The 26,441-nt window shown below is 51.4% G+C and carries 23 protein-coding genes and 2 riboswitches; of the genes, 11 read left to right on the top strand and 12 right to left on the bottom strand.

The window, feature by feature from the left end; all coding sequences use genetic code 11:
• Window positions 1-310: 310 nt before the first annotated feature.
• The 7 genes from AC6R1A_RS18005 to msrA all read right to left on the bottom strand — a co-directional run bounded on the left by AC6R1A_RS18005 (window position 311) and on the right by msrA (window position 5,258).
• Window positions 311-814 carry a DUF3299 domain-containing protein gene (locus tag AC6R1A_RS18005; RefSeq protein WP_500631178.1) on the bottom strand — a complete coding sequence of 168 codons (504 nt, stop codon included), beginning with the start codon at window positions 812-814 and terminating at the stop codon, window positions 311-313.
• A 2-nt stretch (window positions 815-816) separates the two neighbouring features.
• On the bottom strand, window positions 817-2,076 hold the full coding sequence (locus AC6R1A_RS18000; protein WP_500631179.1) for an ABC transporter permease: 1,260 nt from the start codon (window positions 2,074-2,076) through the stop codon (window positions 817-819).
• Window positions 2,073-2,780, bottom strand: a complete 708-nt coding sequence (locus tag AC6R1A_RS17995) for an ABC transporter ATP-binding protein (RefSeq protein WP_500629296.1) — start codon at window positions 2,778-2,780, stop codon at window positions 2,073-2,075. Before AC6R1A_RS17995 ends, AC6R1A_RS18000 begins: the two co-directional genes overlap by 4 nt.
• A 74-nt stretch (window positions 2,781-2,854) precedes the next feature.
• Window positions 2,855-3,550 (bottom strand): zinc uptake protein ZrgA, encoded by a 696-nt coding sequence (zrgA, locus tag AC6R1A_RS17990; protein WP_500633119.1) that lies wholly within the window; start codon window positions 3,548-3,550, stop codon window positions 2,855-2,857.
• A 46-nt stretch (window positions 3,551-3,596) separates the two neighbouring features.
• Window positions 3,597-3,899 carry a DUF2607 family protein gene (locus AC6R1A_RS17985; RefSeq protein ID WP_500633120.1) on the bottom strand — a complete coding sequence of 101 codons (303 nt, stop codon included), beginning with the start codon at window positions 3,897-3,899 and terminating at the stop codon, window positions 3,597-3,599.
• A gap of 76 nt (window positions 3,900-3,975) precedes the next feature.
• On the bottom strand, window positions 3,976-4,527 hold the full coding sequence (locus AC6R1A_RS17980) for a YtfJ family protein (RefSeq protein WP_334555005.1): 552 nt from the start codon (window positions 4,525-4,527) through the stop codon (window positions 3,976-3,978).
• A gap of 110 nt (window positions 4,528-4,637) precedes the next feature.
• A complete protein-coding gene (msrA, locus tag AC6R1A_RS17975; protein WP_500631184.1) occupies window positions 4,638-5,258 on the bottom strand; it encodes a peptide-methionine (S)-S-oxide reductase MsrA in 621 nt (206 codons plus the stop codon).
• A gap of 117 nt (window positions 5,259-5,375) precedes the next feature.
• On the opposite strand from msrA, the gene tamA reads away from it, so the two are divergent.
• The 4 genes from tamA (at window position 5,376) to AC6R1A_RS17955 (ending at window position 11,690) form a co-directional block, all read left to right on the top strand.
• Window positions 5,376-7,088, top strand: a complete 1,713-nt coding sequence (tamA, locus tag AC6R1A_RS17970) for an autotransporter assembly complex protein TamA (RefSeq protein WP_500633121.1) — start codon at window positions 5,376-5,378, stop codon at window positions 7,086-7,088.
• Window positions 7,085-10,852, top strand: coding sequence for an autotransporter assembly complex protein TamB (gene tamB, locus AC6R1A_RS17965; protein ID WP_500633122.1), 3,768 nt, complete (start codon window positions 7,085-7,087; stop codon window positions 10,850-10,852). Before tamA ends, tamB begins: the two co-directional genes overlap by 4 nt.
• A 66-nt stretch (window positions 10,853-10,918) precedes the next feature.
• The gene (locus tag AC6R1A_RS17960) at window positions 10,919-11,266 is read left to right on the top strand and encodes a gamma-glutamylcyclotransferase family protein (protein WP_500631187.1); all 348 of its coding nucleotides are present in this window, start codon (window positions 10,919-10,921) and stop codon (window positions 11,264-11,266) included.
• A 43-nt stretch (window positions 11,267-11,309) separates the two neighbouring features.
• The gene (locus tag AC6R1A_RS17955) at window positions 11,310-11,690 is read left to right on the top strand and encodes a DUF2799 domain-containing protein (RefSeq protein WP_500631188.1); all 381 of its coding nucleotides are present in this window, start codon (window positions 11,310-11,312) and stop codon (window positions 11,688-11,690) included.
• 88 nt (window positions 11,691-11,778) lie between these two features.
• On the opposite strand, the gene ppa is transcribed toward AC6R1A_RS17955, so the two are convergent.
• Window positions 11,779-12,306 carry an inorganic diphosphatase gene (gene ppa, locus AC6R1A_RS17950; RefSeq protein ID WP_500631189.1) on the bottom strand — a complete coding sequence of 176 codons (528 nt, stop codon included), beginning with the start codon at window positions 12,304-12,306 and terminating at the stop codon, window positions 11,779-11,781.
• A gap of 190 nt (window positions 12,307-12,496) precedes the next feature.
• Window positions 12,497-13,510 (bottom strand): class 1 fructose-bisphosphatase, encoded by a 1,014-nt coding sequence (gene fbp / locus AC6R1A_RS17945; protein ID WP_334555012.1) that lies wholly within the window; start codon window positions 13,508-13,510, stop codon window positions 12,497-12,499.
• A gap of 327 nt (window positions 13,511-13,837) precedes the next feature.
• Here fbp and mpl point away from each other — a divergent pair, with 327 nt between their 5' ends.
• From mpl to thiQ, 5 genes are all read left to right on the top strand, one after another.
• A complete protein-coding gene (gene mpl, locus AC6R1A_RS17940) occupies window positions 13,838-15,190 on the top strand; it encodes a UDP-N-acetylmuramate:L-alanyl-gamma-D-glutamyl-meso-diaminopimelate ligase (RefSeq protein ID WP_500633842.1) in 1,353 nt (450 codons plus the stop codon).
• Window positions 15,191-15,205: 15 nt separating this feature from the next.
• Window positions 15,206-15,829: a flavin prenyltransferase UbiX gene (locus AC6R1A_RS17935; RefSeq protein WP_500633843.1), complete on the top strand. Its 624-nt coding sequence runs from the start codon at window positions 15,206-15,208 to the stop codon at window positions 15,827-15,829.
• A 63-nt stretch (window positions 15,830-15,892) separates the two neighbouring features.
• Window positions 15,893-16,006, top strand: a riboswitch (TPP riboswitch).
• 76 nt (window positions 16,007-16,082) lie between these two features.
• Window positions 16,083-17,060: a thiamine ABC transporter substrate binding subunit gene (thiB, locus tag AC6R1A_RS17930; protein ID WP_500631240.1), complete on the top strand. Its 978-nt coding sequence runs from the start codon at window positions 16,083-16,085 to the stop codon at window positions 17,058-17,060.
• Window positions 17,061-17,108: 48 nt separating this feature from the next.
• Window positions 17,109-18,695: a thiamine/thiamine pyrophosphate ABC transporter permease ThiP gene (thiP, locus tag AC6R1A_RS17925; RefSeq protein ID WP_500631241.1), complete on the top strand. Its 1,587-nt coding sequence runs from the start codon at window positions 17,109-17,111 to the stop codon at window positions 18,693-18,695.
• Complete coding sequence (gene thiQ / locus AC6R1A_RS17920) at window positions 18,679-19,395, top strand: thiamine ABC transporter ATP-binding protein (protein ID WP_500625655.1); 717 nt, start codon at window positions 18,679-18,681, stop codon at window positions 19,393-19,395. The genes thiP and thiQ overlap by 17 nt, the downstream gene beginning before the upstream one ends.
• A gap of 89 nt (window positions 19,396-19,484) precedes the next feature.
• On the opposite strand, the gene yjgA is transcribed toward thiQ, so the two are convergent.
• Complete coding sequence (yjgA, locus tag AC6R1A_RS17915; RefSeq protein ID WP_334555017.1) at window positions 19,485-20,015, bottom strand: ribosome biogenesis factor YjgA; 531 nt, start codon at window positions 20,013-20,015, stop codon at window positions 19,485-19,487.
• Window positions 20,016-20,122: 107 nt separating this feature from the next.
• Between yjgA and pmbA the strand changes: the two genes are divergently transcribed.
• Window positions 20,123-21,466 (top strand): metalloprotease PmbA, encoded by a 1,344-nt coding sequence (gene pmbA, locus AC6R1A_RS17910; RefSeq protein ID WP_500633844.1) that lies wholly within the window; start codon window positions 20,123-20,125, stop codon window positions 21,464-21,466.
• 78 nt (window positions 21,467-21,544) lie between these two features.
• Here pmbA and lysC read toward each other — a convergent pair whose 3' ends face one another.
• Window positions 21,545-22,897 carry a lysine-sensitive aspartokinase 3 gene (lysC, locus tag AC6R1A_RS17905; RefSeq protein WP_500631193.1) on the bottom strand — a complete coding sequence of 451 codons (1,353 nt, stop codon included), beginning with the start codon at window positions 22,895-22,897 and terminating at the stop codon, window positions 21,545-21,547.
• Between the two features lie 86 nt (window positions 22,898-22,983).
• Window positions 22,984-23,161: riboswitch (Lysine riboswitch) on the bottom strand.
• 228 nt (window positions 23,162-23,389) lie between these two features.
• Here lysC and AC6R1A_RS17900 point away from each other — a divergent pair.
• Window positions 23,390-24,508: a pyridoxal-phosphate-dependent aminotransferase family protein gene (locus AC6R1A_RS17900; protein ID WP_500631194.1), complete on the top strand. Its 1,119-nt coding sequence runs from the start codon at window positions 23,390-23,392 to the stop codon at window positions 24,506-24,508.
• 104 nt (window positions 24,509-24,612) lie between these two features.
• Here the strand turns inward: AC6R1A_RS17900 and AC6R1A_RS17895 are convergent, their stop codons facing one another.
• The gene (locus AC6R1A_RS17895) at window positions 24,613-26,376 is read right to left on the bottom strand and encodes a PglL family O-oligosaccharyltransferase (protein WP_500633845.1); all 1,764 of its coding nucleotides are present in this window, start codon (window positions 26,374-26,376) and stop codon (window positions 24,613-24,615) included.
• Between the last annotated feature and the right edge of the window lie 65 nt (window positions 26,377-26,441).

Here is a 26,441-nt window from a genome sequence, read left to right as displayed (position 1 = left end):
TATTCCTTAGCAGTCATATCGTTATTAAATCATATTGCACAGCGATGCCGGATGCTACCCGCCATAGAGTGTGATGCTTATCCGAATAAGATTATAAAAATATCACTATCACGAATGATAATAAGTTGTTAAAATTGTTGCTATTGTTTTGGAGGGCTTTATGAAGTTTTCAAGTGATGAAAAACTGAAAAAGCACCTGCTAATCGCCTTTTTACTCCTGACTTATCTCGGGATCCTAGCGTATCTCTCTCGATATCTGACCTAAGCTGGGCGTTTAACAGGTTGCTTTATTGTTAATGGATTCGAGGGGTTACTGATCGTCGTACTCAGTAATCGCGGTGCCTTCAATCAGGTAACCCGTTTCGGCCAACTCATGACTCATGGTTTCTGTCTTGAGCGTACCGACCACATAAATCACGTCCCACAGCTGTTGCACTGGTGCCCCTTGAGGGAACTTCACGTAAATGATCTGGTTTGGTGGCGGTGGCGGTACGTGAATACAGGCACCAAAGTAAGGTACAAGCAAGAATTCGGTGACCTTCTCTGCATCTCCTTCTAAAGGAATGACAAAGCCAGGGATTCGCACTGTGCTGCCGTTAAGATCTTGGCGCACGCCACCAATCTTTGATTGCTCCATCGTGCCACCTGAGTGGTCTACGTTCGGATCCGGCATGCCGAATGAGTCAAACTGGTTGCGTTCATTCTCTGGTACGAGATCGATCCACTCTAAGGTTAATGGCTCCGAGGCGTGGCTGAAAAAGCTGGTCATTACCATGCTTATTGCCAGCATAAATATAGAAACTATTTTGGTCATAATTACACTCTAATTGTCATTCCATCACTGAGAGATTGCCTGTAGGCGCGCAACGCGGGAATAAAGCCAATGACGGTTCCCGCCAGTTGAACAGCACCAAGTAGCATCAGTTCATACTGGGACAATATCTGCATTTGTAGGTTGATGCCATAGCTTTGTTGGATAATCGGCGCGGCAATGGCGAGCGCGAGATACAAGAAAGCGGTGCCGGTTAAGATGCCGATGAAGGTCAGCGTACTGGCTTCTAAAATCAGCAAACTAAAGACATGGCGCGGTCTTGCGCCCATCGCGCGGAGAATCGCCATCTCTCGGCGGCGCTCTTGTAGGCTGGTTAACAGGCTCGACAGCATCCCCAATAACCCGGCGACCACCACAAAGCCAGAGACGGCCATCAGCGCTTGTTCGGCGACTGACATCATGCTCCACAACTCATGCAGAGCGATCCCCGGCATGATCGCGCTGAGCGGCTCTTTCGGGTAGGTGTTGATGGCACGCTGCAAGCTGAAGGTCTGAATTTTAGACTTTAGCCCGATCAGCATCGCAGTGATTTGTTTCGGCTGGAAGTCCATGCTGGCCAACTGATCCGCGTCTGGGTTGTTGCCCATATTGGCGCCGCTTTCCCACCCCACATGAATGGCTTCAATCGCCTCTAGCGAGACATGCACCGTTTTGTCTACGGGTGTGCCGGTGGGCGCTAAAATACCGACGACAGTAAAAGGGGCATTCTCATGACGGTTAAACGCCACATCACTAATGCCATGCGCAATGATGATCTCTTCACCGACTTTATAGCCCAGTTCTTTGGCCACATCGGCGCCAATCACCGCTTCCAGTAAAGATTCAAACTCGCGCCCTTGCTTGATGACCAGCGGCTGCTTTTGTCCGTATCGATAGTGTTCAAAATAGCTGTGGTTGGTGCCCATCACGCGAAAACCTCGGTGCGAGTCACCTAGCGAGATAGGAATGGCCCAGTCGACCGCGCGATGTTGGCTAAATTCTTTGTAACTTTGCCAATCGATATTATTGGTCGCGTTGCCAATTCGAAACACGGAGTAGAGCAGCAGATTGACCTGCCCAGAGCGTCCACCAACAATCAAATCTGTGCCTGAAATGGTATTGGCAAAGCTGGATTTGGCTTGGGTTCGAATTCGCTCGACACCCAGTAGCAGCACGACGGAAATGGCCACGGTCAAAATGGTCAAGATGGCCGTCATTTTTCGGTTGCGTACACTTTTAAACGCAAGGCTGAGAGTCGGGGTCATACCTGGGCTCCTGCTTGATTGATCTGTTGTAAATCGAGCGTGCGATCAAACTGCGCTTCCAAGGTCGGGTCATGACTCACAAACAGCAGGGTAGAGTTGGCTTGGTTGACTTGCTCAAGCAACAGTTCAATAAAAGCGCTGCGGTTGTTGTAATCGAGCGCAGAGGTCGGCTCATCAGCGATAATGATTTGTGGCTGACCGATCAAGGCTCTAGCGGCCGCGACGCGTTGCTGCTGACCAATGCTCAGTTCAACCACAGGTTTATTGATCAGTGCCTGTGGCAGACGTAATTTATCCAATAGCTGTTTGGCGTTCTCTTGCAATGATGGGGTTACTTGGCTGCGTCTTAGCGCTGAAAACTGGCACGGCAGCATGACATTTTCCAGTACGCTCAAATAGGGCAGCAAATTGAACTGCTGGAAGATGTAGCCTATTTGGTCGGCGCGAAAACGGTCACGAGCACTGCCTGAAAGGGCAGACAGATCATGGCCAAGCACTCGAACTTGACCATTTGAGGTGCTATTGATGCCAGTGAGTAAGCCAAGCAGAGTTGATTTCCCGCAGCCACTTGGGCCTTTGATAAACAGATGTTCGCCGCGATTCACGGTTAACGATGGGATGACTAATGTTGGCTCACTGTTGCCAGGCCAGGTGTAATTTACTTGGTTTAACTCGACAACGGGATGCGCTTCTTTTGTCGCCATGAAGAGTCCTTGAGCTTGAAGGGGCGGCCCAACAGTTGGGCCGCGAATGAGGGTTAATGCTTAAACATCAACGATTAAAATGCAATACGAGTTTGACCTTGACCGAGTTTCAATGCGGCTTGCGTTTGATCGGTCAAGAGGTTCACGCTGATCGCTTCCGTTGATGGGAAGTGGTTAAACCATTGCGTGTCGATGCTGTTAAGCGCTTGAATGCTTTCACACTCATAGTGGTACTCGATGGTGAATTCACCGTGACCACCGTGCGACTCGTGATCGTGTGAGTCATGATCGTGTTTATCGTGGTCATGGCTGTCGTGGTCGTGTGAGTCATGATCGTGCTTATCATGGTCATGGCTGTCATGGTCGTGTGAGTCATGATCGTGCTTATCATGGTCATGGCTGTCGTGGTCGTGTGAATCATGATCGTGGTCATCGTGGCCCTCTTCACCGAGTGTATGAGAGACAGAGCGATGCTCTAGGCGACAGTTGGCCTGTGAGGCCAGCGTGAAAATGGTGCTTGCATCGTTGAGTGTGGTGACGGCGCGGCTTAGCGTCTCTTTTTGCTCATCGGTGCTTGGTGCGTGTTCAAAACCGACGACATCGGCGCCGGGAGCGGTGATTTCGATCAATAGCTCTTTGCCATCTTGGGCAATATTAAACTCCACTTGACCATGGACGTGGGCATCGTGCTGACGAAATGTCTCTTCGGCAAAGGTGGTGGTTGAGAAAGCAAGCGTCATACCCAGTGCGATTGGTGTGAATGTGTTCATGTTAATTCCTGTGATGATTCATTAAAGGTTTGCCCAACATCGGGCGTTAAAAGGTGCATGAACCTAAGGTGGGTGGCGAGCGAGCTAGGTACGCAAAGGTGCCGAGTTGACGAGAGTAACGAGGCAGCGCCGTCAATACCGAAAAGCGGCTGGGTAACAGGACAACGATAAGCAGCGCGGCCATGATGCCGTGATGCAAAGCGAGAAACAGCTCGCATTGATGATGGGCGTGGTGATCAGGGTGATGATCTAAGGCGTGTTCCACAGACGCGAAGCTGAGCCATAAGGTCAGCAAGATCGTGGTGAACACGATCAGAGTTCGGTGTGGCGTCGAGAAGAACAATCGCATTATCGGCACATCATCAAAAGCAAACAGGAGCTGTTATAATATAACAACTCCTGTCAGCCGAACAATCGAAACTGTATTACAGATTGTCACGCACAAGATTGAGTACCGTCTCAATCTCAGTCTCAGAGAGAGTGCCTTCTTTGACAAACAGTACTTGGCCTTGCTTGTCTTGCACTATGATCGCCGACGATTTCTCTGCCAGTGCCCATGCGTTGGCCACTGCCCCTTCTTCATCTAACACCATGGAAGACCAAGGAAAGGACTGCTTGCTGTCTTCAGCCGAGGATTTGACGAAAGAGCCCGTCCCCCAAATCGCATCATCTTGGTTAATGATTGAGGTCGTTTGATACTGATCCTCTGGAAACTTTGCCGCCGTAATGGCCGCCATCAGTGGGGCGTTCATCTCTTTGGCGCTGCTACGACCCGCGATCGCTTGGATCACTCTGACCTTGCCCACCAGGTCAGCCGATGACCAAGGGGCAAAGCGGGTTTGGTCACCATCAAGCAAAATTTCACCGTGACTGCTGACGTCCACCGCGGGTACGGCTTGGCCAACCGTCAGGTTGTGTGCAAAGGAGAGCGCTGGAGAGCAAGCCAGCATGAGAGCGAGTAGGGTTTTGTTTTTCATTATGTTCTTCCTTTTATGGTTGCGGAAAAAGTATATACCCTAAATAGACAAAGGGTAGGAATTGTCCTTATTCCTACCCTTGAAAATGTGAATGAGGCAAAATTCGCCGCTTAGATAAAGCAGACGCCCGTTCCACCTAGTCCACAATAGCCGTCTGGGTTTTTGGCTAAATATTGCTGGTGGTACTCCTCGGCGAGATAGTAGGTACCCGCGGGTAAAATGTCGGTGGTAATGGCGCCAAACTGATCGCCGAGCAATGCTTCGTAGCGCGCTTTTGAGGCGATGGCGGTTTGGTATTGTTCATCGCTAAATAGGTAGAGTGCCGAGCGATACTGAGTGCCGATATCATTGCCTTGACGCATGCCTTGAGTCGGGTCGTGACGCTCCCAGAATTTCTCCAATAAGGCGTCAAAGCTTAAGCGGCTAGGATCAAACACTACGCGTACCACTTCAGTGTGGCCAGTGTTGCCGGTACACACTTCATCGTAAGTGGGGTTGGGAGTAAAACCACCGGAGTAGCCGACCGAGGTGGTGATCACGCCATCAAGTTGCCAAAACAGGCGTTCGGCGCCCCAGAAACATCCCATGCCGATCAAGACTTCCTCGCAACCTTGTGGCGCTGGCGCGGTCATATTGGATTGATTGACGAAGTGAGTAGGGTTGATGACCATTGGTGTTTCTCGACCGGGTAGGGCAAGATTGGGGTCGATCATGGTCTGTTTGCCTGCCATTGAATTGTCCTTTGTCAGTTATTTGAAAATAGAGCCGCTCATCTGCTGTTTTCGTACAGACTTATGAATTCACTGGCGCTATTATTTTGGTCATTACGTTTGGGTACCTAATTAAGCATGATAAGAACCTCTTTACCAGCACTGTTAACGCTCTTTCTCTCTACAGGGGCACTCGCGCAAGAGGTCTCTTTGTCGATTCTTGGTTTGGACGGCGAGCTAGAAGATAACGTCGAGGCGTATTTATCTTCGATCCCCGAAAAGGAATACAGCACCGGTCTTCGCTTTCAAGCTCGTCTCGAGCGTACCATCACCGAGGCGTTGAATGCGCTTGGTTATTATCACCCAGAGTTTACGTTTCAAGTCGGAAAAGAGAGCACAGAGCTGAGCGTTACGGTGCAGCCCGGCGAGCCAATCTTGATTGAGAAAGTCGATATCCAAATCGCCGGTGAAGCGGCCAATGATGCCGACTTCAACGCCTTGATTGCCCAAAGCGGTTTGGTCGAAGGTGCCAGGCTCAATCACAGCCAATACGACGCGCTGAAATCTGGGATTCGCAATTTAGCGCTGCGCAAAGGCTACTTTGAAGGCGATTATCAAGTCAGCCGCCTTGAGATTGCGCCTGAGTTGAATCAAGCCTTTATCCGCCTCTACTATGATAGCGGCATGCGCTATGCGTTTGGTCGAAATACCATTAACGGCAGTCAAATCCGCGAGGACCGTGTGGCGTCCTTATCCCCCTATGAAGAGGGCGAGCCCTATTTGGTCTCCAAAGTGGGGGAATACAACCAAAATCTCTCCAATACCGATTGGTTTTCATCGGTGTTTGTCGAGCCTGATCTGAGTTACCTAGGTCAAACTCGTGAGCTGCCGATGAAAGTGTCACTCGCCCCACAAGCGCGCAATCAAATCGAGACGGGTATTGGCTACTCGACCGATGTGGGCGTGCGTGGCACGCTCAAATGGAAAAAGCCTTGGGTGAACGATAAGGGCCACAGCTTTGACAGCAGTTTCTCTTTGTCGATTCCAGAGCAGACCATCACCGCTGGCTATAAAATACCGCTGCAAGACGCGCTCAATGAGTACTACCGCATTCAGTATGGGATGAAAAACCTCGACCAGCGGGACACGCAAAGTCTCGAGTCCAACTTATCTGTTGAACGCCATTGGGTGTTTGACAGCGGCTGGCACCGAACCGTGTATGTTCGCTATTTGCTCGAAAGTTACGAGCAAGGCTTGCAAGACGATACCGGACACTTCCTTCTACCGGGTATCTCCTTCTCACGCAGTCGTGTTCGTGGCGGCACTATGCCGATGTGGGGGGACAGACAAAGCGTCACCATAGAGTATGGCGACCCGAGCGTGATTTCCGAAACGCGTGTGACGCGCATTATGGGCGGCACCACCTGGATTCGTGGCATTGGCCAGAACCATCGCGGTATTTTCCGTGTTGATGGCGGGGCGAACATCGCCGAAGAGTTTGACAAGCTGTCGCCGTCACTGCGTTTCTTTGCCGGTGGTGACAATAATCTGCGCGGCTACGGGTATGAGTCGGTCTCTCCGGTGGATGAAAGTGGCGCCCTGACCGGTGCCAAGTACATTGCTACCTCCACTTTAGAGTATCAATATCGCGTGCACGGCAACTGGTGGGGCGCGCTGTTTTTCGACTACGGTGATGCCTTTAATGACACACCCGATTTCAAACGGGGGACGGGTTTTGGCGTTCGCTGGGCGTCTCCGGTTGGGCCTGTGAGACTGGATTTTGCTTGGGGATTGGATGCGGATCCGGGTGATGAGTTCCGTGTCCACTTTACTCTGGGGCCTGATCTATGAAAAAGCGCATTCTCACTTGGACAAAATGGCTAACGGTACTGACGACAGGGCTACTTACTGCGCTGCTGGTGCTTGTCGGGGTCATCCTGTTTACCAATCCTGGGCTCAATGTCTTGGTTTGGGCGGCGAATGCGTTTGTGCCGCAGTTAACGATCGAAGGGCACAGTGGGGCTCTTTTTCCGCGCTTTAGTCTCCATCAAGTGCGTTATGTGGATGAGGATTTATCCCTTGATGTTGCCGCCAACAAACTCACTTTAGCGATCAATCCCAACTGTTTTACTGAGCCGTCGGTCTGTATTGATGAGATAGCGATGGATGGATTGGACTTTCACATGCCGACGCTGCCGAGCAGTGATGAGTCTGCCGACGCAGAGGAAGAGGGTGAGCCACTGACGGCGATCACCGCGCCTGTACCCATTCAAATCAGCCGCATTGCACTGTCCAATATCAATCTGGATATTTTGGGCAACCAGATCGCGTGGCAGCGTTTCTCCTCTGGAATAAGCTTCCAAGGCAACCGACTGGTGTTGAGCAAAACGCAGCTTGATGGTACTCGCGTGGCATTGGCGCCGAGTGATCCTCAAGCACCACAGGCTCAAAGCGCCGCGCCAGACAGTGACGCCTCCTCACCGATCGTCTTGCCTGACATTACCCTGCCGCTGCAAATCCAACTTTCTCGCTTAGACATCAACGACTTTAGGCTAGAGCAAGAGACACCGCTGGTGGTCAACCACCTAGGGCTTTCAGCGACCGCTCGTGGATCGCGGATACAGGTGGCAACGCTGGAGCTTGATATGCCACAAGGAGAAGCCAACTTACGCGCCGATGTCACCTTAAAAGGTGATTATCCGCTGAGTGCTTCACTTGACGCTATGGTGAAAGACCCGATTGCTAATGGCCAAGTTATTGCGCTTAACCTTGAAGGCAGCGTGCGTGACTTGGCATTGGACGCCGAGTTATCGGGTTTGGCACTGGGCCAAATTGAAGCGCATTTAGCGAGCTTAGATCCCGATTTACCGTTTGAGCTTCACCTGCGTGATGTTGATGCCAGCTGGCCGCTCAGCGGGGAGTCGGATTATCGTGTGGTGTTGCCAGAGTTTTCTGCCCAGGGCTCGTTGCAAGGTTTTCACCTCAATCTGCAAGGGGTGTTGAGCGGAGAAAGCATTCCAGAGCTCGACCTGGCGCTTAAAGGGCAGGGGGATATAGGTCAGATTGAATTGACCGACTTTCTGCTCAAAACGTTAGGCGGTGAAGTTGAGGGATCACTGCGTGCGGGGTGGCAAGAGCAAGTGAGTTGGGGCGCAAACTTAGCCCTTAGCCATATCCAACCGGGTTTGCAGTGGCCTCAAGCGGAAGGTGACATCAGTGGCACGCTTGAAACCGCAGGCGGTCTGACGGCCCAAGGCGGTTGGCGTGTGGAACGCACCGACCTCAACATTGATGGTCTATTGCGTGGCTATCCGCTTAATATTGCTGGTGATATCGAGGCGTCGGACGCGGCAGGAGATGGCAATGTTCGCGCTAAAACGTCGGGCTTAGTGCTCTCTCATGGCCCTAACAAGATTGCCGCACAGGGCGAGTTGGATAAGCAGTGGGATATGTTACTGACATTGACCTTGCCACAACTTTCGAAAACAGTGCCTGATCTCAAAGGTCAGATTTTGGGGCAAGTGGCGCTGAGCGGAGCGATGACTGAGCCAACCTTAGGGCTAGACATCAACGCCAACCGATTAGCCTGGCAAACCTTAGCGCAAATTGGCAGCGCGAGCATCAAGGGCAAGGTGACCCCACTGCCTGTGCCGCAAGGCGATCTGCAATTGAATGTTAAGCAGGCGACGGTTCAAGGCGAGCAGATTGAGAGTGTCGCACTGACCTTTTCTGGCTCGCAACAGCAACATAAGCTCAGCTTAGATCTGCTATCTGAGTTGGTGACGAGCCATATCGACTTGCGTGGTGCATTGACGTTAGAGCCGCAGCTGAAGTGGCAGGGCGAACTAGAAGAGGTATCGTTCTCCACCCTGCAGGGCGAATGGATGCTGGCTGACACCACCGCACTGGGCTTTGACGCTGAGCGTAACCAAGTGATGGTTGCGGCGCACTGTTGGCTGCAGTCGGATTCCGCGTTGTGTTTGGATGAGGATATTCAAGTGGGGGAAAGCGGTGAAGCCGCGCTCTCTTTGTCGCAGTTTAATGTCAATCAACTGCATGCCTTTATCCCACCCACCACTCAGCTCAAAGCTGAAGTGAATGCTAATGTGTGGGCGAAATGGTCGCCAGAGACACCGCCTGAAGTAAAAGCCTCGGTGTCGATGCCTGCCGGTCAAGTGACGCAAAAGCTCGAAGAAAATGTCACCTTGGCGTGGCATGCGGTGACACTGGAGGCCGCGCTAGCAAATAACCGTTTGGATGCCGACTGGCTGATTGATGTGCGCGACAATGGCGACCTTTCTGGCCAAGTGAGTCTCCCTAACGTATTGGACGCCAACCCCAAGATCGACGCCAAGCTCGAGTTAACTCCGTTCCACATTGATTTTCTTGCGCCATTAATCGGCGATTTTAGTGAGCTAAAATCGACCATCAGTACCGATCTCGCCATCAGCGGTGCGGTAACGCAACCGAAAGTCGAGGGGCAACTGCTGATCGATAAGATGTCGCTGAAAGGGGAGCTCTCTCCGGTAGAAGTGGATTCAGGTCGAGTGAGCCTCGAACTCAACGGTTATGATGCGCTGCTCGCGGCAAAATTGACCACGCCAGATGGCGATTTGGAACTCTCCGGTGAAGCCGAGTGGCGTGAGCTAAGTAACTGGAACGCGCAACTGCGAGTGTACGCTGAAGAGCTGCTGGTCAATGTGCCGCCTATGGTGGCGCTGAAAGTGCAGCCGGATATGACGATATCGGCCTCGCCTAAATTGGCGCGCGTGGATGGAAGCATTCATCTGCCTTGGGGGCGTATTATCGTCGAAGAGCTACCGCCGAGTGCCATTGGCGTCTCAGACGATCAAGTGTTACTTGATAAAGATCTCCAACCTGTTGAGAACGCCACCGAAGTGCCGTTTAATCTCGAAACCAATATTAATATCAGCATTGGCGATGACTTCAAGCTAGTGGCGTTTGGGCTTGAAGGCGGACTGAAAGGTAACTTGAATGTGGCGCAAAAAGACAAAGGTCCGTTTGTCCAAGGTGAAATCAACATTGTCGATGGTTCGTATCGCTCCTTTGGTCAAGATTTGATCATCAGTGAAGGTAAGATTTTGATGAATGGGCCAGTGGATCAGCCCTATGTGCAGATCACAGCGATTCGAAATCCCGATAACACCCAAGACGACGTGACGGCCGGGGTCAAAGTGACTGGACCGGCCGATGAGCCATCGGTCACCATCTTCTCTGACCCCGCCATGCCGCAAGCGAATGCGCTATCCTATCTATTGCGTGGTCAAGACATTGATGGCGAAGCAGGCGGCAACGCGATGACCACCACACTCATTGGTTTGAGCCTAGCGAAAAGCGGCAAAGTGGTGGGCGAAATTGGCGAAGCCTTTGGCGTTCAGGATCTGCAGTTGGATACCGCGGGCTCGGGTGATGACTCTCAGGTCACGGTGAGTGGTTATATTCTCCCTGGCTTGCAGGTTAAATATGGGGTCGGCATTTTTGACTCGGTGGGCGAGTTTACGGTGCGTTACCGCTTAATGCAGGATCTTTATTTAGAGGCGGTCTCTGGTGTGAGTAGCGCTGTGGATCTGCTCTATCAATTTGAGTTTGATTAATAGTGACTCTAACACAGAGCCGACGTTGAGACACACTCAGACAGAGAAAGGAAATAGGGGCGGGCAATGCAACATCTATTGTTTGTTTATGGCACCTTGCGCAAAGGGGAGTCGAACCAAGATTTTTTAGCTGGCTCGCAGTGTTTGGGTCACTTTGATACACCGCCCTTTTATGCGCTGTATGATTTGGGGCCCTATCCGGCGGTGATTGAAGGACATGATTCGATCTCAGGTGAAGTCTATTTGATCGATGATGTCACGCTCGCACGTATAGATGAACTAGAAGATGTGCCGGTAGAGTATCGCAGAGAGCACATCGATACGCCGTTTGGTCAGGCTTGGATTTACCTCTACCAAGATGTCAGCCAATTGGATGTGTTGATTGCATCGGGCGATTGGTGCCAGCGCGTCTAGCGCCATTTTATGGTGAGAACAAGCGTTCAATAAGGAGAGTCCTATGTTAGCGCTGAAACGTACCATCACACCCGTCGGGGCGTTCGTCGCCCTGTTACTCACAGGCTGTACCACTGTCACTACGCCAACGTCTAACGTCGATCAAGATTGGTATCAGTTCGGTGTTGATCGCGGTGAAAACGGCTTACTGAACTTGTCGCAATCTAAGTTAGCCAAAGCGGATCAAGCTGGCCATTTGAACGACGACCGTTATGCCGCCTATTTGGCCGGATATGAGCAAGGTCGCGGCCAATATTGTCAGCAAAACGCCTACATGCTTGGTGTGAGGGGCAAACCCTATTATGGGGTGTGCGACCGTCTTGACCCCTTCTTCCAGCAAGACTATGTATCAGGGCGTAATTCCACGGCAGGTTCGGGTTTTTAATGGTTGAATACCGATAAAGAAAACGGCCAGAGTGTCACTGCTCTGGCCGTTTTCTGTTATTTAATGAGTCACGGTGGTTGGGTGAGGATTACTTACTCGCGCGCTCAAACGACTCCAGAATCTCTTGGCGCGCGGCAGCGACGTCTTCCCAGCCCTCCACTTTGACCCATTTGCCGCTTTCGAGCTCTTTGTAGCGCTCAAAAAAGTGGGTAATTTGCGCTTTGAGCAGATCAGGAATATCACCGACATCTTGGATGTGCTCGTACTCTTTGGAGATTTTACTGTGCGGCACGGCGAGCACTTTGGCATCTTCACCTGATTCATCGGTCATTTTCAATACACCGACAGGGCGACAGCGAATCACACTACCTGGCATCAAGGGATAAGGGGTCGGCACTAGGACATCAACCGGGTCACCATCTAAAGAGAGTGTGTGATTCACATAGCCATAGTTACATGGATAGAACATAGGCGCGGACATAAAGCGGTCCACAAATACCGCGCCAGAATCTTTGTCGACCTCGTACTTGATCGGATCGGCATTGGCCGGAATTTCGATGACGACATAAATGTCATCCGGGAGTGATTTCCCTGCAGGGACGTGATTAAGACTCATGGGCAAGCTTCCTTGTTATTGGTCGATATGTAGGCAAATACCTTACCGCTAAACTTGGTTTTTTGTAAATGACGGACGATGAGAGCTTGGTCAAGAAAACACCGATTGTGAAGCGCAGCGACTGGGGAAGCGATGGAAGTTCATAAAAAACAAGGCGCTCAGTGAGCGCCTTGAAGAGAATAGCTGAGCCTTATTGGTCTTTGTATTCTGCGAGGAAAGATTCGACTTTCTTGACCATGTTTTTTGAGCCAACAAAGAAAGGCACACGTTGGTGCAGCTCTGTGGGTTCAATATCCATGATGCGTTTCTCACCGTCTGAGGCAATACCGCCCGCCTGCTCAATAATGAACGCCATTGGGTTGCACTCATAAAGAAGACGCAGTTTGCCGTTCGGGTGGCTTTGCGTGCTTGGGTACAGGTAAATGCCTCCTTTCAGTAGGTTACGGTGGAAGTCCGACACCAAAGAGCCAATGTAGCGAGACGTGTACGGGCGACCGTCATTCGGTTCGTTTTCTTGGCAGAATTTGATGTACTTTTTCACGCCCATTGGGAAACGGAAGTAGTTACCTTCGTTAATTGAGTAGATCCGGCCATCTTCTGGCACCATCATATTCTCATGAGACAAGCAGAACGTACCGATCGATGGATCGTAGGTAAAGCCATTGACGCCATTGCCTGTGGTGTAGACAAGCATGGTTGATGAACCGTAAATCACATAACCGGCCGCGACTTGCTTGTTGCCTGGTTGAAGGAAGTCTTCTTCTGTCGGTGGGGTACCGATAGGAGAGACGCGGCGATAGATAGAGAAAATCGTTCCGACAGAGACGTTAACATCGATGTTAGAGGAGCCATCGAGTGGATCCATCAATACCACGTATTTGGCGTTTTTGTTCAGTTCTTTATTGAACGCGACCGCCTCATCTTCTTCTTCACTTGCTACGCCACACACTTGATCACGTGCTTCAAGTGCTGCTTTGAACTTCTCGTTCGCGTAAACATCCAGTTTTTGTTGGGCTTCGCCCTGAATGTTCTCACTACCAACGGCACCGGTGATATCACCAAGGCCCGCCGCGTTAATTTCGCGGTTGACGATTTTAGCCGCAAGGCGAATCGACGACAGTAGGGATGATAGATCACCGCTAGCGTGGGGGAAGTCCGTCTGTTTTTCAACAATGAACTCGCCAAGGGTGCGCATTCCAGACATGTTTATTCCTTAAAATCGCATAAGTTTGGGGGGAGTTGGGCAACCTCTTGCCATTTTATTGTTGGGGCGCAAGAGGGACGAAGCTATGCGTGAGCTTTTGTTTTTGCCTTGAGCAATTGTAAAACCATGATCTTATTATTGGTAACGAACTAACTGTCTAACCTCTCAATTTTTTTGGTAATTATTCAAATATTTTCACGGTTTTTCATCTTGAACAAACTTTGCTCGATTGTGCCAAGATTTCACATCCGAAGGACAAAGAGGTTCGCTTTTCAAGCCATTATCGCCATAATGAGCACTTCAAATTAGCCTTTTCAGGATCACTCTATGCATATTCATATCTTGGGAATTTGTGGCACCTTTATGGGAGGAGCGGCAATTTTAGCGCGTCAATTGGGGCACAAAGTCACCGGCAGTGACGCCAATGTGTACCCGCCCATGAGCACGCTACTTGAATCGCAAGGTATTGAAATTATAGAAGGGTTTGATCCTGCGCAGTTAAATCCGGCGCCCGATTTGGTGGTGATCGGTAATGCGATGAGCCGTGGTAACCCGTGTGTCGAGCATGTACTGGATAGCAACCTGCGTTACACCTCCGGCCCACAGTGGCTGCAAGAGTTTCTGCTGCATGACCGATGGGTACTGGCGGTCGCGGGAACGCACGGCAAAACCACCACATCCAGTATGCTCGCTTGGATTCTGGAAGATTGTGGTTATGAACCCGGTTTTCTCGTGGGCGGCGTGCTTGGCAACTTTGGTTTGTCGGCAAGGTTGGGCAACAGCCCGTTTTTCATAGTTGAAGCTGATGAATACGACAGCGCTTTTTTCGATAAGCGTTCTAAGTTCGTTCATTACCATCCACGTACCTTGGTCATGAATAACCTTGAGTTCGATCATGCAGACATCTTCGATGATCTTGAGGCGATTAAGCGCCAATTTCACCATCTAGTGAGAACCGTACCGGGCAATGGTCGGATGTTTACTCCTCAATCAGACCTGGCGCTGCAAGACGTTATTGCCCGTGGCTGCTGGAGCGAACAAGAGTACACAGGGTGCGATTCTGGCTGGCAAGCGCAAAAACAGGCCCAAGATGGCAGTGTCTTTGATGTCTTATTGGCGGGAGAAATAGTGGGTCGAGTGACGTGGGATTTAGTCGGCGATCACAACGTCAGCAATGCGTTGATGGCCATCGCGGCGGCACGTCATGTGGGGGTCACTCCGGATCACGCTTGTGAGGCGTTAGGGCGCTTTATTAATACCAAACGCCGCTTGGAGTTAAAAGGGCAGGTCAATGACATCACTGTGTATGACGACTTTGCTCATCATCCAACGGCGATTGAACTGACATTGGGCGGCTTACGTAACAAGGTGGGTCAATCCCGAATCCTTGCGGTGTTGGAGCCGCGCAGTGCAACCATGAAACGCGGGGTGCACAAAGAAACGCTTGCGGCCTCATTGCAGGCGGCCGATGAAGTGTTCCTCTTTCAGCCTGAGTCAATTACTTGGTCTGTGAGTGAGATTGCCGAGCAGTGCGCGCAACCCGCTTATGTCTCTGACGACATCGACGACTTGGTGCGCAGCATCGCTCGGCATGCTTGCCCCGGCGATCAGATTCTGGTGATGAGCAACGGCGGGTTTGGCGGAATTCACGACAAACTGTTAGCGCAATTAGCCCAATAATAAGAGATACGCACAATGGCTGAAAAATCCATCACCCTCGCTTTTACCGGAGCCTCAGGCGCGCCTTATGGGCTGCGTCTGTTGCAGTGCTTGTTGGCCGCGGACTATCAGGTTTACCTGCTGGTTTCATCGGCGGCGCGAGTGGTGTTGGCCACCGAGCACGGATTAAAACTGCCTGCCAACCCAGACAGCGCCAAGCAAGCCTTGGTCGCCCATCTCAGCTGCGACCCGGCTAAATTAGTGGTGTGCGGCAAAGAGGACTGGTTCTCGCCCGTGGCCTCTGGCTCAGCGGCGCCCAAGCAGATGGTGGTTTGCCCTTGTTCGGCGGGCAGTGTGGCAGCGATTGCTCATGGTATGTCCGATAATTTGATTGAACGCGCCGCCGATGTGGTGATGAAAGAGCGTGGTCAATTGCTGCTGGTGGTTCGAGAAACGCCTTTCTCAACCTTACACCTTGAGAACATGCACAAGCTCTCGCAGATGGGCGTCACTATTATGCCGGCCGCGCCCGGTTTTTATCACCAACCTAAATCGATAGACGATCTTATTGATTTTATGGTCGCGCGCATTTTGGATCACCTCGGCATCGAGCAATCCTTGGTGGCGCGCTGGGGCTATGATCAACGTAAAGATTCGTGATTGCGTCTTGGTGGGCCGTCACGCAAGTATGGCTATTGTAGGGCAGACCTATTACAATCAAGCCGAACCTCATCGGGGAGCTATTCATTCACTGAATGACGCTGAGATCGAGCTTTGCTCGGGACCCGTAGACCTGAACCAGATAATGCTGGCGTAGGAATTGAGCGAGGACATCAGACGTCTGTTTGTCCCTCAGACCTGCGTGGCTCAACAAGGAGAGCGAGCAGTGAAATCCACTTTTATCCCTTCATTTATGCCACTTTGTGCCGCCGCGGCACTGACGTCTTTTTCTGCAACCGCAGCCGATACGTTAACCGTTTATACCTATGACTCTTTCGCTGCCGATTGGGGCCCAGGCCCAGTGGTAAAAAAAGCGTTTGAAGCACAGTGCGACTGTACGTTGAATTTTGTAGCTTTGGATGATGGCGTCTCTATCCTCAATCGCTTGAGACTGGAAGGCGACAATAGCAAAGCCGACATTGTGTTGGGGTTAGACAACAACTTGATGGCAGAAGCGCAGCAAACCGGTTTGTTGGCTGAGCATAGCGTCGATACGTCATCCGTCACCTTGCCAGGCGGCTGGTCCAATACGACCTTTGTGCCGTACGACTACGGTTACTTCGCGTTTGTCTACAACAAAGAGACCTTGGCTGAGCCACCGACTAGCCTCAAAGCACTGGTGGAATCAAATGACGACTTAACAGTCATCTACCAAGACCCGCGTACCTCAACCCCGGGTCAAGGTTTGATGCTGTGGATGAAATCTGTCTATGGCGACGAAGCGCCGCAGGCGTGGAAAGCGTTGGCGAAAAAGACAGTGACGGTCACGAAAGGGTGGTCTGAAGCGTACTCGATGTTCTTAAAAGGCGAGTCTGATATGGTGCTCTCTTACACCACGTCACCTGCGTACCATCTGATTGCCGAAAATGAGGCTAAGTTCGCTGCAGCGAATTTCGCGGAAGGTCATTACACTCAAGTAGAAGTGGTGGCCAAAGTCAAAACGAGCGCCAACAGCGACTTGGCGGATGCCTTTATGCAGTTTATCCTCAGCGATGACTTTCAGTCGGCCATGCCAACAGGGAACTGGATGTACCCTGTCACTGACGTTGCGTTGCCAGAAGGGTATCAAAGCCTGACGAAGCCTAGCCAAGCCTTGAGTTTTAGCGCTGAAGAGGTGGCTACCCACCGCAAAGCGTGGATTCGTGAATGGCAAAACGCGTTGACCTTCTAAGGTTAGGCGTTCGTGCAATCTGTCCCTAAATTAGGCGTATGGGTCGCGATGTTGATCGCGGCCTTTGTCGTTTCTGCGCTGCTGGCCTTGCTCAATCAAGCGCCTTCCCTCGATCTGCGTGTCATTTGGCAAGACCCTTATTACCGCCACGTTACCCAATTTAGCTTCTATCAATCTTTCCTCTCAACGCTGCTCAGTGTCGGCTTGGCGATCCCCGTCGCCCATGCTTTGTCGCGGCGGCAGTTTATCGGGAAAGCCTTGGTACTTAAGCTGTTTGCGACCACTTTGGTGCTGCCTGTCTTGGTGGGGGTGTTTGGCTTGCTGGCGATTTATGGGCGCAGTGGTTGGTTGGCGACACAGCTTGCGCAGTGGGATCTTTCGCTACCATTTAATATTTACGGTTTGCACGGCATTTTGCTCGCGCACCTCTTTTTTAATCTTCCTTATGCGGCGCGTTTGCTGCTGCAATCACTAGAGTCGATTCCGGCGGAGCAACACAAACTGTGCGCCCACTTAGGCATGGGGCATTGGCAAAAGTTTAAGTGGGTCGAATGGCCGCGGATGAGGCAGCAATTAGCGCCCGTTTGCGGGTTGGTGTTTATGCTCTGCTTTACCAGCTTTGCCACTGTGATGGCATTGGGCGGCGGGCCCAAATCGACCACCATTGAGCTCGCGATTTACCAAGCGATCAAGTTTGATTTTGATTTGCAAGCGGGCGCGTTACTGGCAATTTGGCAAATGCTGCTATGTGGCTTAATGGCACTATCGATTCAACGTTTCGCTCGACCTATTGCTATTTCGATGGGCAGCGACGCACCAACTGCGTTGGTGGTGAAAGACAGTCTATTCTCTAAGTGCTGGGATGGCGCTTGGATAGGTTTTAGCTTGCTGTTAGTGTTGCCGCCTCTTGGGATGGTGCTGACCAGTGGCATGAATTCTCAGGCGTTGGGTGTGCTGAGCGATGGCCGATTTTGGTCCGCGCTCGGCGCGTCACTGAAAGTGGCGAGCATGGCGAGCGTTATCGCTGTCAGTGCGGGCACGGCGATTTTATTGTCGAGCCGAAGACTGCGCCTCAATCAACGTGAGAAAGACGCGGATAAGATAGAGCTGCTAGGGACCATCATTCTGGTGACCCCAGGATTAGTGATCTCGACCGGGCTCTTTTTGCTGCTCCGTTCGTGGACGGATGCGCTCAGCTACGCCTTGGTCGTTGTTGTTACGGTCAACGCGTTAATGGGGCTGCCTTATGTGATCAAAACCTTGGCTCAGCCGATGTTGCAACTCGAGCAGCAGTATCAGTACCTTTGTGCAACCCTTGGAATCCGCGGTTGGCGCCGTTTACGAGTGGTGGAATGGCGCGCATTAAAACGGCCGCTGGCGCACGCGTTTGCCATCAGCTTTATGTTTTCTATGGGCGATCTCAGTGCCATCGCGCTGTTTGGCAGCCAGGAGTTTCGTACGCTGCCGCTCTACCTGTTCCAACTGCTCGGCAGTTACCAAATGGACGCGGCGGCAGTCGTATCGGTCACTTTACTGCTTTTGAGTGTGGGCTGTTTTGCGCTGATGGAGCGCCTGTTTCGCCCTCGCTCTGCTTCTACCCCCACCAATAGGAGTCACTATGCTCACTCTCAGTGACCTGCATTACGATTATCATGCCGAGTCATTTCAGTTTGATCTGCACGTTGAGGCAGGGCAAATCGTCGCGCTTATGGGACCCAGTGGCGCAGGGAAGTCGACCTTGCTCGCCTTGATGGCGGGTTTTATTGAACCATTAAGCGGTGAAATTTTAGCGCAAGGGCAAACACTCAACGGGCTGGCGCCTTATCAGCGCCCGTTTGCGATGTTGTTTCAAGAGCACAACTTGTTTGCTCACCTTACCGTGTCGGAAAACATAGGCCTTGGATTGGACCCCGGCTTGAAGTTGTCTGCAACGCAGAAACAGGCGGTAGTGCAAGCGGCACAGCAGGTGGGGGTGGCGGAGTATTTGTCTCGATTGCCGCATGAGCTCTCTGGTGGCCAGCGTCAACGGGTTGCGTTAGCGCGCTGCTTTGTACAGTCTGCGCCGATATGGCTGCTAGACGAGCCCTTTTCAGCGCTCGATCCTTTGCTCAGGTTAGAGATGCTATCACTGGTCAAACAGTTGGCGAGTGAGCGTGATATTACGGTAGTAATGGTGACGCACCACTTAGGTGATGCCAAAGCGATCGCCACGCATTTTGCGTTTGTATCACAAGGTCATGTCGCAGCGACTGGGCCGATTTCAGAGCTAGCGGCGACCCACTCGGACCCTAGCCTCGGCGCATTTGTTCAGGCGGCCACCACGGCGCACAACTGAGCGCAATAACAATGGGCTAGAAAGCAGAGATAAAAAAAAGCGGATAAGTGTGCACTTATCCGCTTCAATCATCACTGAGTAAGAGCGTGTTATTGTGGCTCTTCACTGCTCAATGCTTTGAGGATCTGGAAAATCTCTCGATACGCTTTAGCTGGCTTGTTGGCTTGCTTTTCTTTGTTCGCCTGACGAGCAAGCTGACGTAAACGCTGACGGTCCGCATCCGGATACAGCGTCAATACCTCTTCAATGGCGCTGTCGCCCTCTTCCACCACACGGTCACGCAATTGCTCTAATTTGTGCAGCAGCGCCGTGGTTTGAGAGTGCTTGTTACGGACTTTATCCAGCGCCGCTTGAATTGGCTCTGGGTCTTCGTGACGCATCAATTTTCCGATAAACTGCAACTGACGACGGCGCGCTTCGTTTTTAAAACGTTGCGCATCGCGAATCGCATCGGCCAAGTCTTCGCTGAGTGGAAATTTTTCCAACACAGAGGGCTTGAGGTTAACGAGCTCTTCACCCAGTTTCTGCAGCTCTTCCATGTCACGCTTCAACTCGGATTTACTTACCCAGATGATCTCTTCTTCTGGTTCCCATGGCGCTTTTTGATTTTTGCGAGCCATTTTCATACCTTCATTTGAACGTCTATTTCTCTATTTTAACAAGAATCATGGGGAGAAAGCGAAATTCTTGTTATCCTAGCGACAAAGCAACGACTGATGAAGAGAATATGGACGTAAAAAAGCAAGTGGCACAGCAGCGTATCGAGCTTGAAGCTGCCGTCGCGAAAGCGTTAGAGATGGCGGGTGAAAAAGCGGATGCCGCGGAAGTTGCCATCAGTAAAACCACAGGTTTAAGCGTATCGACTCGCATGTGTGAGGTCGAAAATGTGGAGTTCAACAGTGACGGTGCACTCGGTATTACCGTCTATAGCAATCAGCGTAAAGGCAGCGCCTCAACGTCAGACTTAAGCGAAAAAGCGATTCAACAAACGGTATTGGCGGCACTTGATATCGCTCAATACACATCAGAAGATCCGTACGCAGGCCCAGCACCGGCTGAACTGATGGTCAAAGATATTCCTGATTTGGATCTGTTTCACCCCGATACGCCTGACCCTGACTACGCGGCAAAAATGGCGATTGAAGCGGAGCAAGAAGCGCTCAGCTACAGCGATAAGATCAAGCAAAGTGATGGCGCCAGCTACGATAGCCACTATGGCGTCAAAGTGTACGGCAACAGCCACGGCTTACTGGCGAGTTATGCCTCAAGTCGCCATAGCATCAGTTGCTGTGTGATTGGTCAAGGCCAAAACGGTGAAATGGAACGTGACTACAGCTACACAGTGTCGCGTCACAAAGACGACCTGTGGACGCCGAAATCCGTGGGCCTGAGCGCAGCGGAGAAAACCGTCAGTCGTTTAGACGCGCAGAAGCTCAAAACCGGTCAGTACCCGATCATGTTTGCGGCGGATGTCGCAACGGGTCTACTCGGTCACCTTGTGATGGCGATCAGTGGTGGCAACTTGTACCGCAAATCCTCGTTTCTTCTTGATCATCTTGGTCAGCAAATTCTACCCAGCTGGTTCCAAGTCGACGAGCGTCCCCATGTGTTGCGTGGTCTGGCGTCAAGCCCGTTTGATAGCGAAGGCGTTGCTACGCAAGATAGACAAATAATCACTGACGGCGTGTTATCCACTTACCTATTGACCAGCTATGCGGCGCGTAAAATGTCGATGATGCCAACCGGTCATGCGGGTGGCATCCACAACTGGTACGTGCAATCCACAGGGCAAGATTTTGATCAAATGCTTAAGGCGCTGGGCACCGGCTTTTTGGTTACAGAAGTGATGGGGCAGGGCGTGAATATCGTGACGGGCGATTACTCGCGCGGCGCAGCCGGTTTTTGGGTTGAGAATGGTCAAATCCAATTCCCCGTCTCGGAGGTGACCATCGCAGGTAATCTCAAGCAGATGTTCAACCAAATAGTGGCTGTCGGCAGTGATGTGGAAACCCGTTCGCAGATTCAAACCGGTTCTATCTTGCTTGAGTCAATGAAAGTGGCGGGCGAATAAGCCTCACTATTTGACGTAGCAATGCTTCAGCGACGAAACACGAGAGTGCTTCGTCGCTGATGTGTATTTATAGTGCTGTTAGCGCTCAAACAGCTCGACATGCAACTTCTGAATCGCTTGTTTGGCTTCTGATTCACGCAGTAAGAAACAGAGGTTGTGCTGGCTAGCTCCGTAACAAATCATTCGTAAGTTAAAGTCTTCAAGTGTACCAAATACTTGTTTTGCATAGCCTTTGCTCTCGCTCATGTTGTTACCAATCAAGGCGACGACGGAGAGGTTGTGTTCCACTTTCACGCTGCACAGCTCTTCAAGCTCTTCACGCGCAGCTTGAGGTAACGATGGCGCACCGCCAGAGGTACCTGTTTGATCAAGCGTTAATGAGACACTGATTTCAGAGGTGGTGATCAAATCGACCGAGACCTTATGCTTGGCCAAGATCTCAAACACTTTGGCTAGAAAGCCGTAAGCATGGAACATTTTCGCGCTGCGCAGCGTCACCATGGTTTGGTTGTTACGTAGGGCTAGGGCGCGAAACAGCGGTGAGCTTTCCACTTGATGACGAATCCAAGTACCGCCTTGCTCTGGCGCTTTAGAGGAACCGACAAACACCGGAATATCATGGCGCAGAGCAGGGACTAGGGTCGAAGGGTGCAGGATCTTGGCGCCAAAATTCGCCATCTCTGACGCTTCGCTGAAGCTAATTTCTGCAATCGGTGCCGCATTCGGGGCAATACGCGGGTCTGTGGTGTAGATTCCCGGTACATCAGTCCAAATTTCTAAGCCAGAGGCTTGCACTGCCTCGGCAATCAAAGCCGCACTGTAATCACTGCCACCACGGCCAAGGGTAGTGGTGTTGCCTTCTTCATCGGAACCAATAAAGCCCTGTGTCACCACAACGTGCTCGCGGCACAGTGGCAGCAAGGTGTCACTGGCAAGCTCTCGAATGGCGGCAAGATCCGGTTCTGCGCGGCCAAAGTGGCTGTCAGTGCGCAGTACATCACGAATATCAAAGCGTACCGCGTTGATGCCGCGCTCAATCATTAGTTGGGTTAAAATGTGGGTCGACATCAGTTCACCACACGCAACAAGGTGATCAGTCAACTTATTGCTGGCTTGAATCGAGGCCGCTTCCGCAAGACTGGTGACCGTATCAAGCAGACTGTACACTTCACTCGCCGCATGGGTTGGATCATTGAGTTGATTAAGAATCGCATCATGAATCTCAGCGAGCTGAGTCAGAATATCGCTGCGTTGCTGCTGATCTTGTACGCCGTTCGCCAGCGCGACCAATAGATTTGTTACCCCTGAACAGGCACTGCTGACCACCAGTTTTGTCTCTGGATTGTTCTCAACGACCGCCGCACAACGGCTCATCGCTTCAAAGTTTGCAACACTTGTCCCACCAAATTTAGCAACGTTAAAATTGCTCACGGCATTTCTCCCACAACTTCCTGAATATTGAGTCTTTCCTTTGCGTGAGGTGAGGATGAGCGAGAGTAGAGGTAGGTATGGAGTACGACCTCAGAAGCTCATCACCAGACAGCGCTGATGACAGTTGATGGGACTCAACCCAAGTCAACCGACAGACTTAAACCACAATATAAGCCTACCTCGGCACTACTCCCCCTCAGAATGTTGTTTTGGAATTGTGGCTCCACAACATGCCTACCTGGGTAGTGCTCCTCTTCTGCAAAAAGCATAATTGTTTGTACAACAGGGTGACGAATTGTCTTGCCACCGCTTTCGCATTGAACGTGTTTATCCTCTTAATGTCAATGCGAAATTTACGGGTTAAAGACGATAGGTTCGGTTTGTGAGACTGGTATGACCTGTCGACTTTTTGCGCATTGCTGCGCTGGATGAATTCGATTATGGTGAAGAGATAACAACAAGAACACCCTCATGATTCAAAAGGAGTTGCCAATGACTTACCAAAGTTTTATCCCCCCTCGCCGTATTTTGATGGGCCCTGGTCCATCCGATATTTCCCCACAGGTACTGCAAGCTTTGAGCCGCCCGACGGTGGGCCACCTTGACCCGCTTTTTATCCAGATGATGGACGAACTCAAGCAGCTGCTTAAATACGCCTTTCAGACCAACAATGAGTTTACGATTGCTGTCTCGGCACCAGGCAGTGCAGGTATGGAGACCTGCTTTGTTAACTTGATTGAGCCGGGGGACAAAGTCATCGTCTGCCGCAATGGCGTGTTTGGCGAGCGCATGCGAGAAAACGTGGTGCGCTGCGGCGGTGAAGCGGTGCTGGTCGATGATGACTGGGGAACGCCGGTCTCGGTAGAGAAAGTTCGTGATGCGTTGCAGGCGCATCCTGATACCAAGCTCCTCGCGTTTGTCCATGCAGAAACGTCGACAGGGGCATGCAGTGATGCGAAGACGCTGGGCGCGCTTGCTAAAGAGTTCAATGTGTTGTCGATCGTCGATGCGGTGACGTCATTGGGTGGCGTGCCACTCAAAGTCGATGAGTGGCAACTTGATGCGGTCTACTCGGGCAGTCAAAAGTGCCTCTCTTGTACGCCGGGCCTCTCTCCTGTGACCTTCTCCAGTGCAGCGATTGAGAAAATCACCGCCCGTCAAACCCCGGTGCAAAGTTGGTTTTTAGACCAAAGTTTGGTACTCGGTTACTGGAGTGGAGAGGGCAAGCGTAGTTACCACCACACAGCGCCCGTCAACAGTCTCTATGCACTGCATGAAGCTTTGCTGATGCTCAAAAATGAAGGGTTAGAAAACGCGTGGCGTCGCCATCAGCAGATGCACAACAAGCTCAAGACCGGCTTATTGGCGCTCGGCTTTGAGTTTGTGGTGGAAGAGTCCGCACGCTTGCCGCAACTGAATGCGATTTATGTTCCTGAGGGGATTGATGAAGCCCAAATACGCAGTCACCTCCTTGATACGTACAATCTGGAAATTGGTGCCGGGCTTGGCGCATTGGCGGGCAAGGCGTGGCGGATTGGCCTAATGGGCTATGGTGCGCGGGAGGAGAACGTCGCACTCTGTTTACAAGCGCTTAAAGAGTCGCTCGGATAGAGTCGCTCGGATTAGAGTCGCTCGGCGAATAATTTGCCCTGTTAATGATTGCAGATGGCTCTCCAGTTCGGAGAGCCTTTTCTTATCTACTTTTTGTTTTCTTTTTATTCTTCGTCTGTACGAAGCAGTGCGTCGGTAGTCGGTGGCACGTATTGCACGTCTGAGAAATCGCGCCGAGGAAACAGGAATTGCGCTTCGGCTCGGATTTGTTCCGCCTTTTCACTGTCATTCAAACCTTGGTAGGCCAGAATTAAGTTGTTGTAGAATGCCGGTCTTGGTTTGTGGGTAATCACGCCCAGCGACCAATCCACGTACGGTTGAATAAATTCAGGGTTTTGCTGGTGCAGGCCAATATTGAGATAGGTGCTGTAGATGTCCCAGTCAAAACGCTCCTGCCAGACAATCGGGTTACTGACTCGGTTAAGGATATCTGGATCTTTTGGTTTGGAGAGCTCAAACTGCGTCAATATGTAGTTGGTGTGCAACGTGGTGACCATGTAAAACGACGTCACCAGCGGCAAGACCAAACTTGCTACGCGCAGCCCGGTCTGCGATACGATGCTCAATCGCGCGTATCGGTAGGCGCGCTTACGTTGGTCGACCCAGTAAATCAATAAGATAAAGGTTAGCCAATGAATCGCTGAGTGATAAAACGGATATTCTAATTGGGTGTGGAGCACGATGGGGATAAAGAGCGAGAAAATCGCCAAACGTGTGCCATTCTTCGCTGCGTAGATACGATACAGCACCAAAATGGCCGCGATCAACATAGCCAAAATCGGCAGCACACCCCCCTCTACGCCCCAATATAAGGTTTCGTTGTGTGGGTGATCCATTGATGCAAGCCCAGGCGGGTAACTGGCGTTGAGCTGATGTTGACGCGCCGTATAGACCAAGTATTCAGCTTCAAAACGTCCGTAACCATAGCCAGTAAATGGCTTTTCAATCAGCATATCGAGCGTCTGAGGGAAGGTGTATTGTCTGGGCCCTTCTAGATTCACCTTTCGCTCTGCTAGGGTGTTGTTCTCACCGATTAACGTGGTCCCTAAGCCAATGGTGACGCCAATAAGCACAGAGACGAGCCAACCGACGGTGCGTTTTTTGGTGGCAAAGCGCATCAAATAAGGGATCAGCAGCACGACGACCAGTAGCGCACTGAGCCAACCCGTCCGAGAGGCGAGCACTACCAGTAGGGGCAGCACGATGGCCGGTACCAGATAGAGTAGCGCCACATGGCTGACTTTTCTTTGATATTTAATGGGTTGACGGGTCAGAAAATAGCCAGACAGCGCAAGCCCTGTGGCTAAGAAGCTCGCCATGACGTTTGGTTGCTGAAAAATGCCGTAAGGACGATTGGCGTCGGTGTTATAGCCAAAGGGATTGCCGGGTTCGAGTACTAGGTACTGTACCCAGCCAAACAAGGCCTCAATGAACACGGCGATAACCACAAACCACAACAGCCTTTGACGCTGAGGGTTACTAAAACGAAATTGTTGCAGCACGGCAAACAGCAAAAAACCGGCCCACAATCCGCTTAATCGCGCGACCGACAACGACAGCTCAGAGTGCGGATAGAGCACGGGCACGGTCATGATCACACAACAAAGAAACAGACCTATGGTCAATTTGTTGTAACGAATTTGGCCACGTGTCCCAACTTGATAAAGCCCAAGAGCGATGGCGACTGAGCTCAGCAGCCAAGTGGGTGGGTTAAAGGCAAGGGCCAAGCCTGAACCGCCTGGGTTCGGCATGAAGAAATGCATCGCGACAAGGTAGACTAGGCCAATCATAGCCAAGAAAGGTTTCGTTAGAGGGCGAGCTTGTGTGCGTGCTTGAAGCTGCGTGCCTGCCACGTGGGTGGTTGCCATAGTGTTCCTTTCCAGCAAATAAAACGGGCTGGCACTAAGAAGCACGCCAGCCCGTTTACTTTACT

The sequence above is a fragment of the Vibrio sp. R10-SG3-ISO3 genome, assembly GCF_059834225.1.
This window is presented reverse-complemented; position numbering and strand designations above follow the sequence as displayed.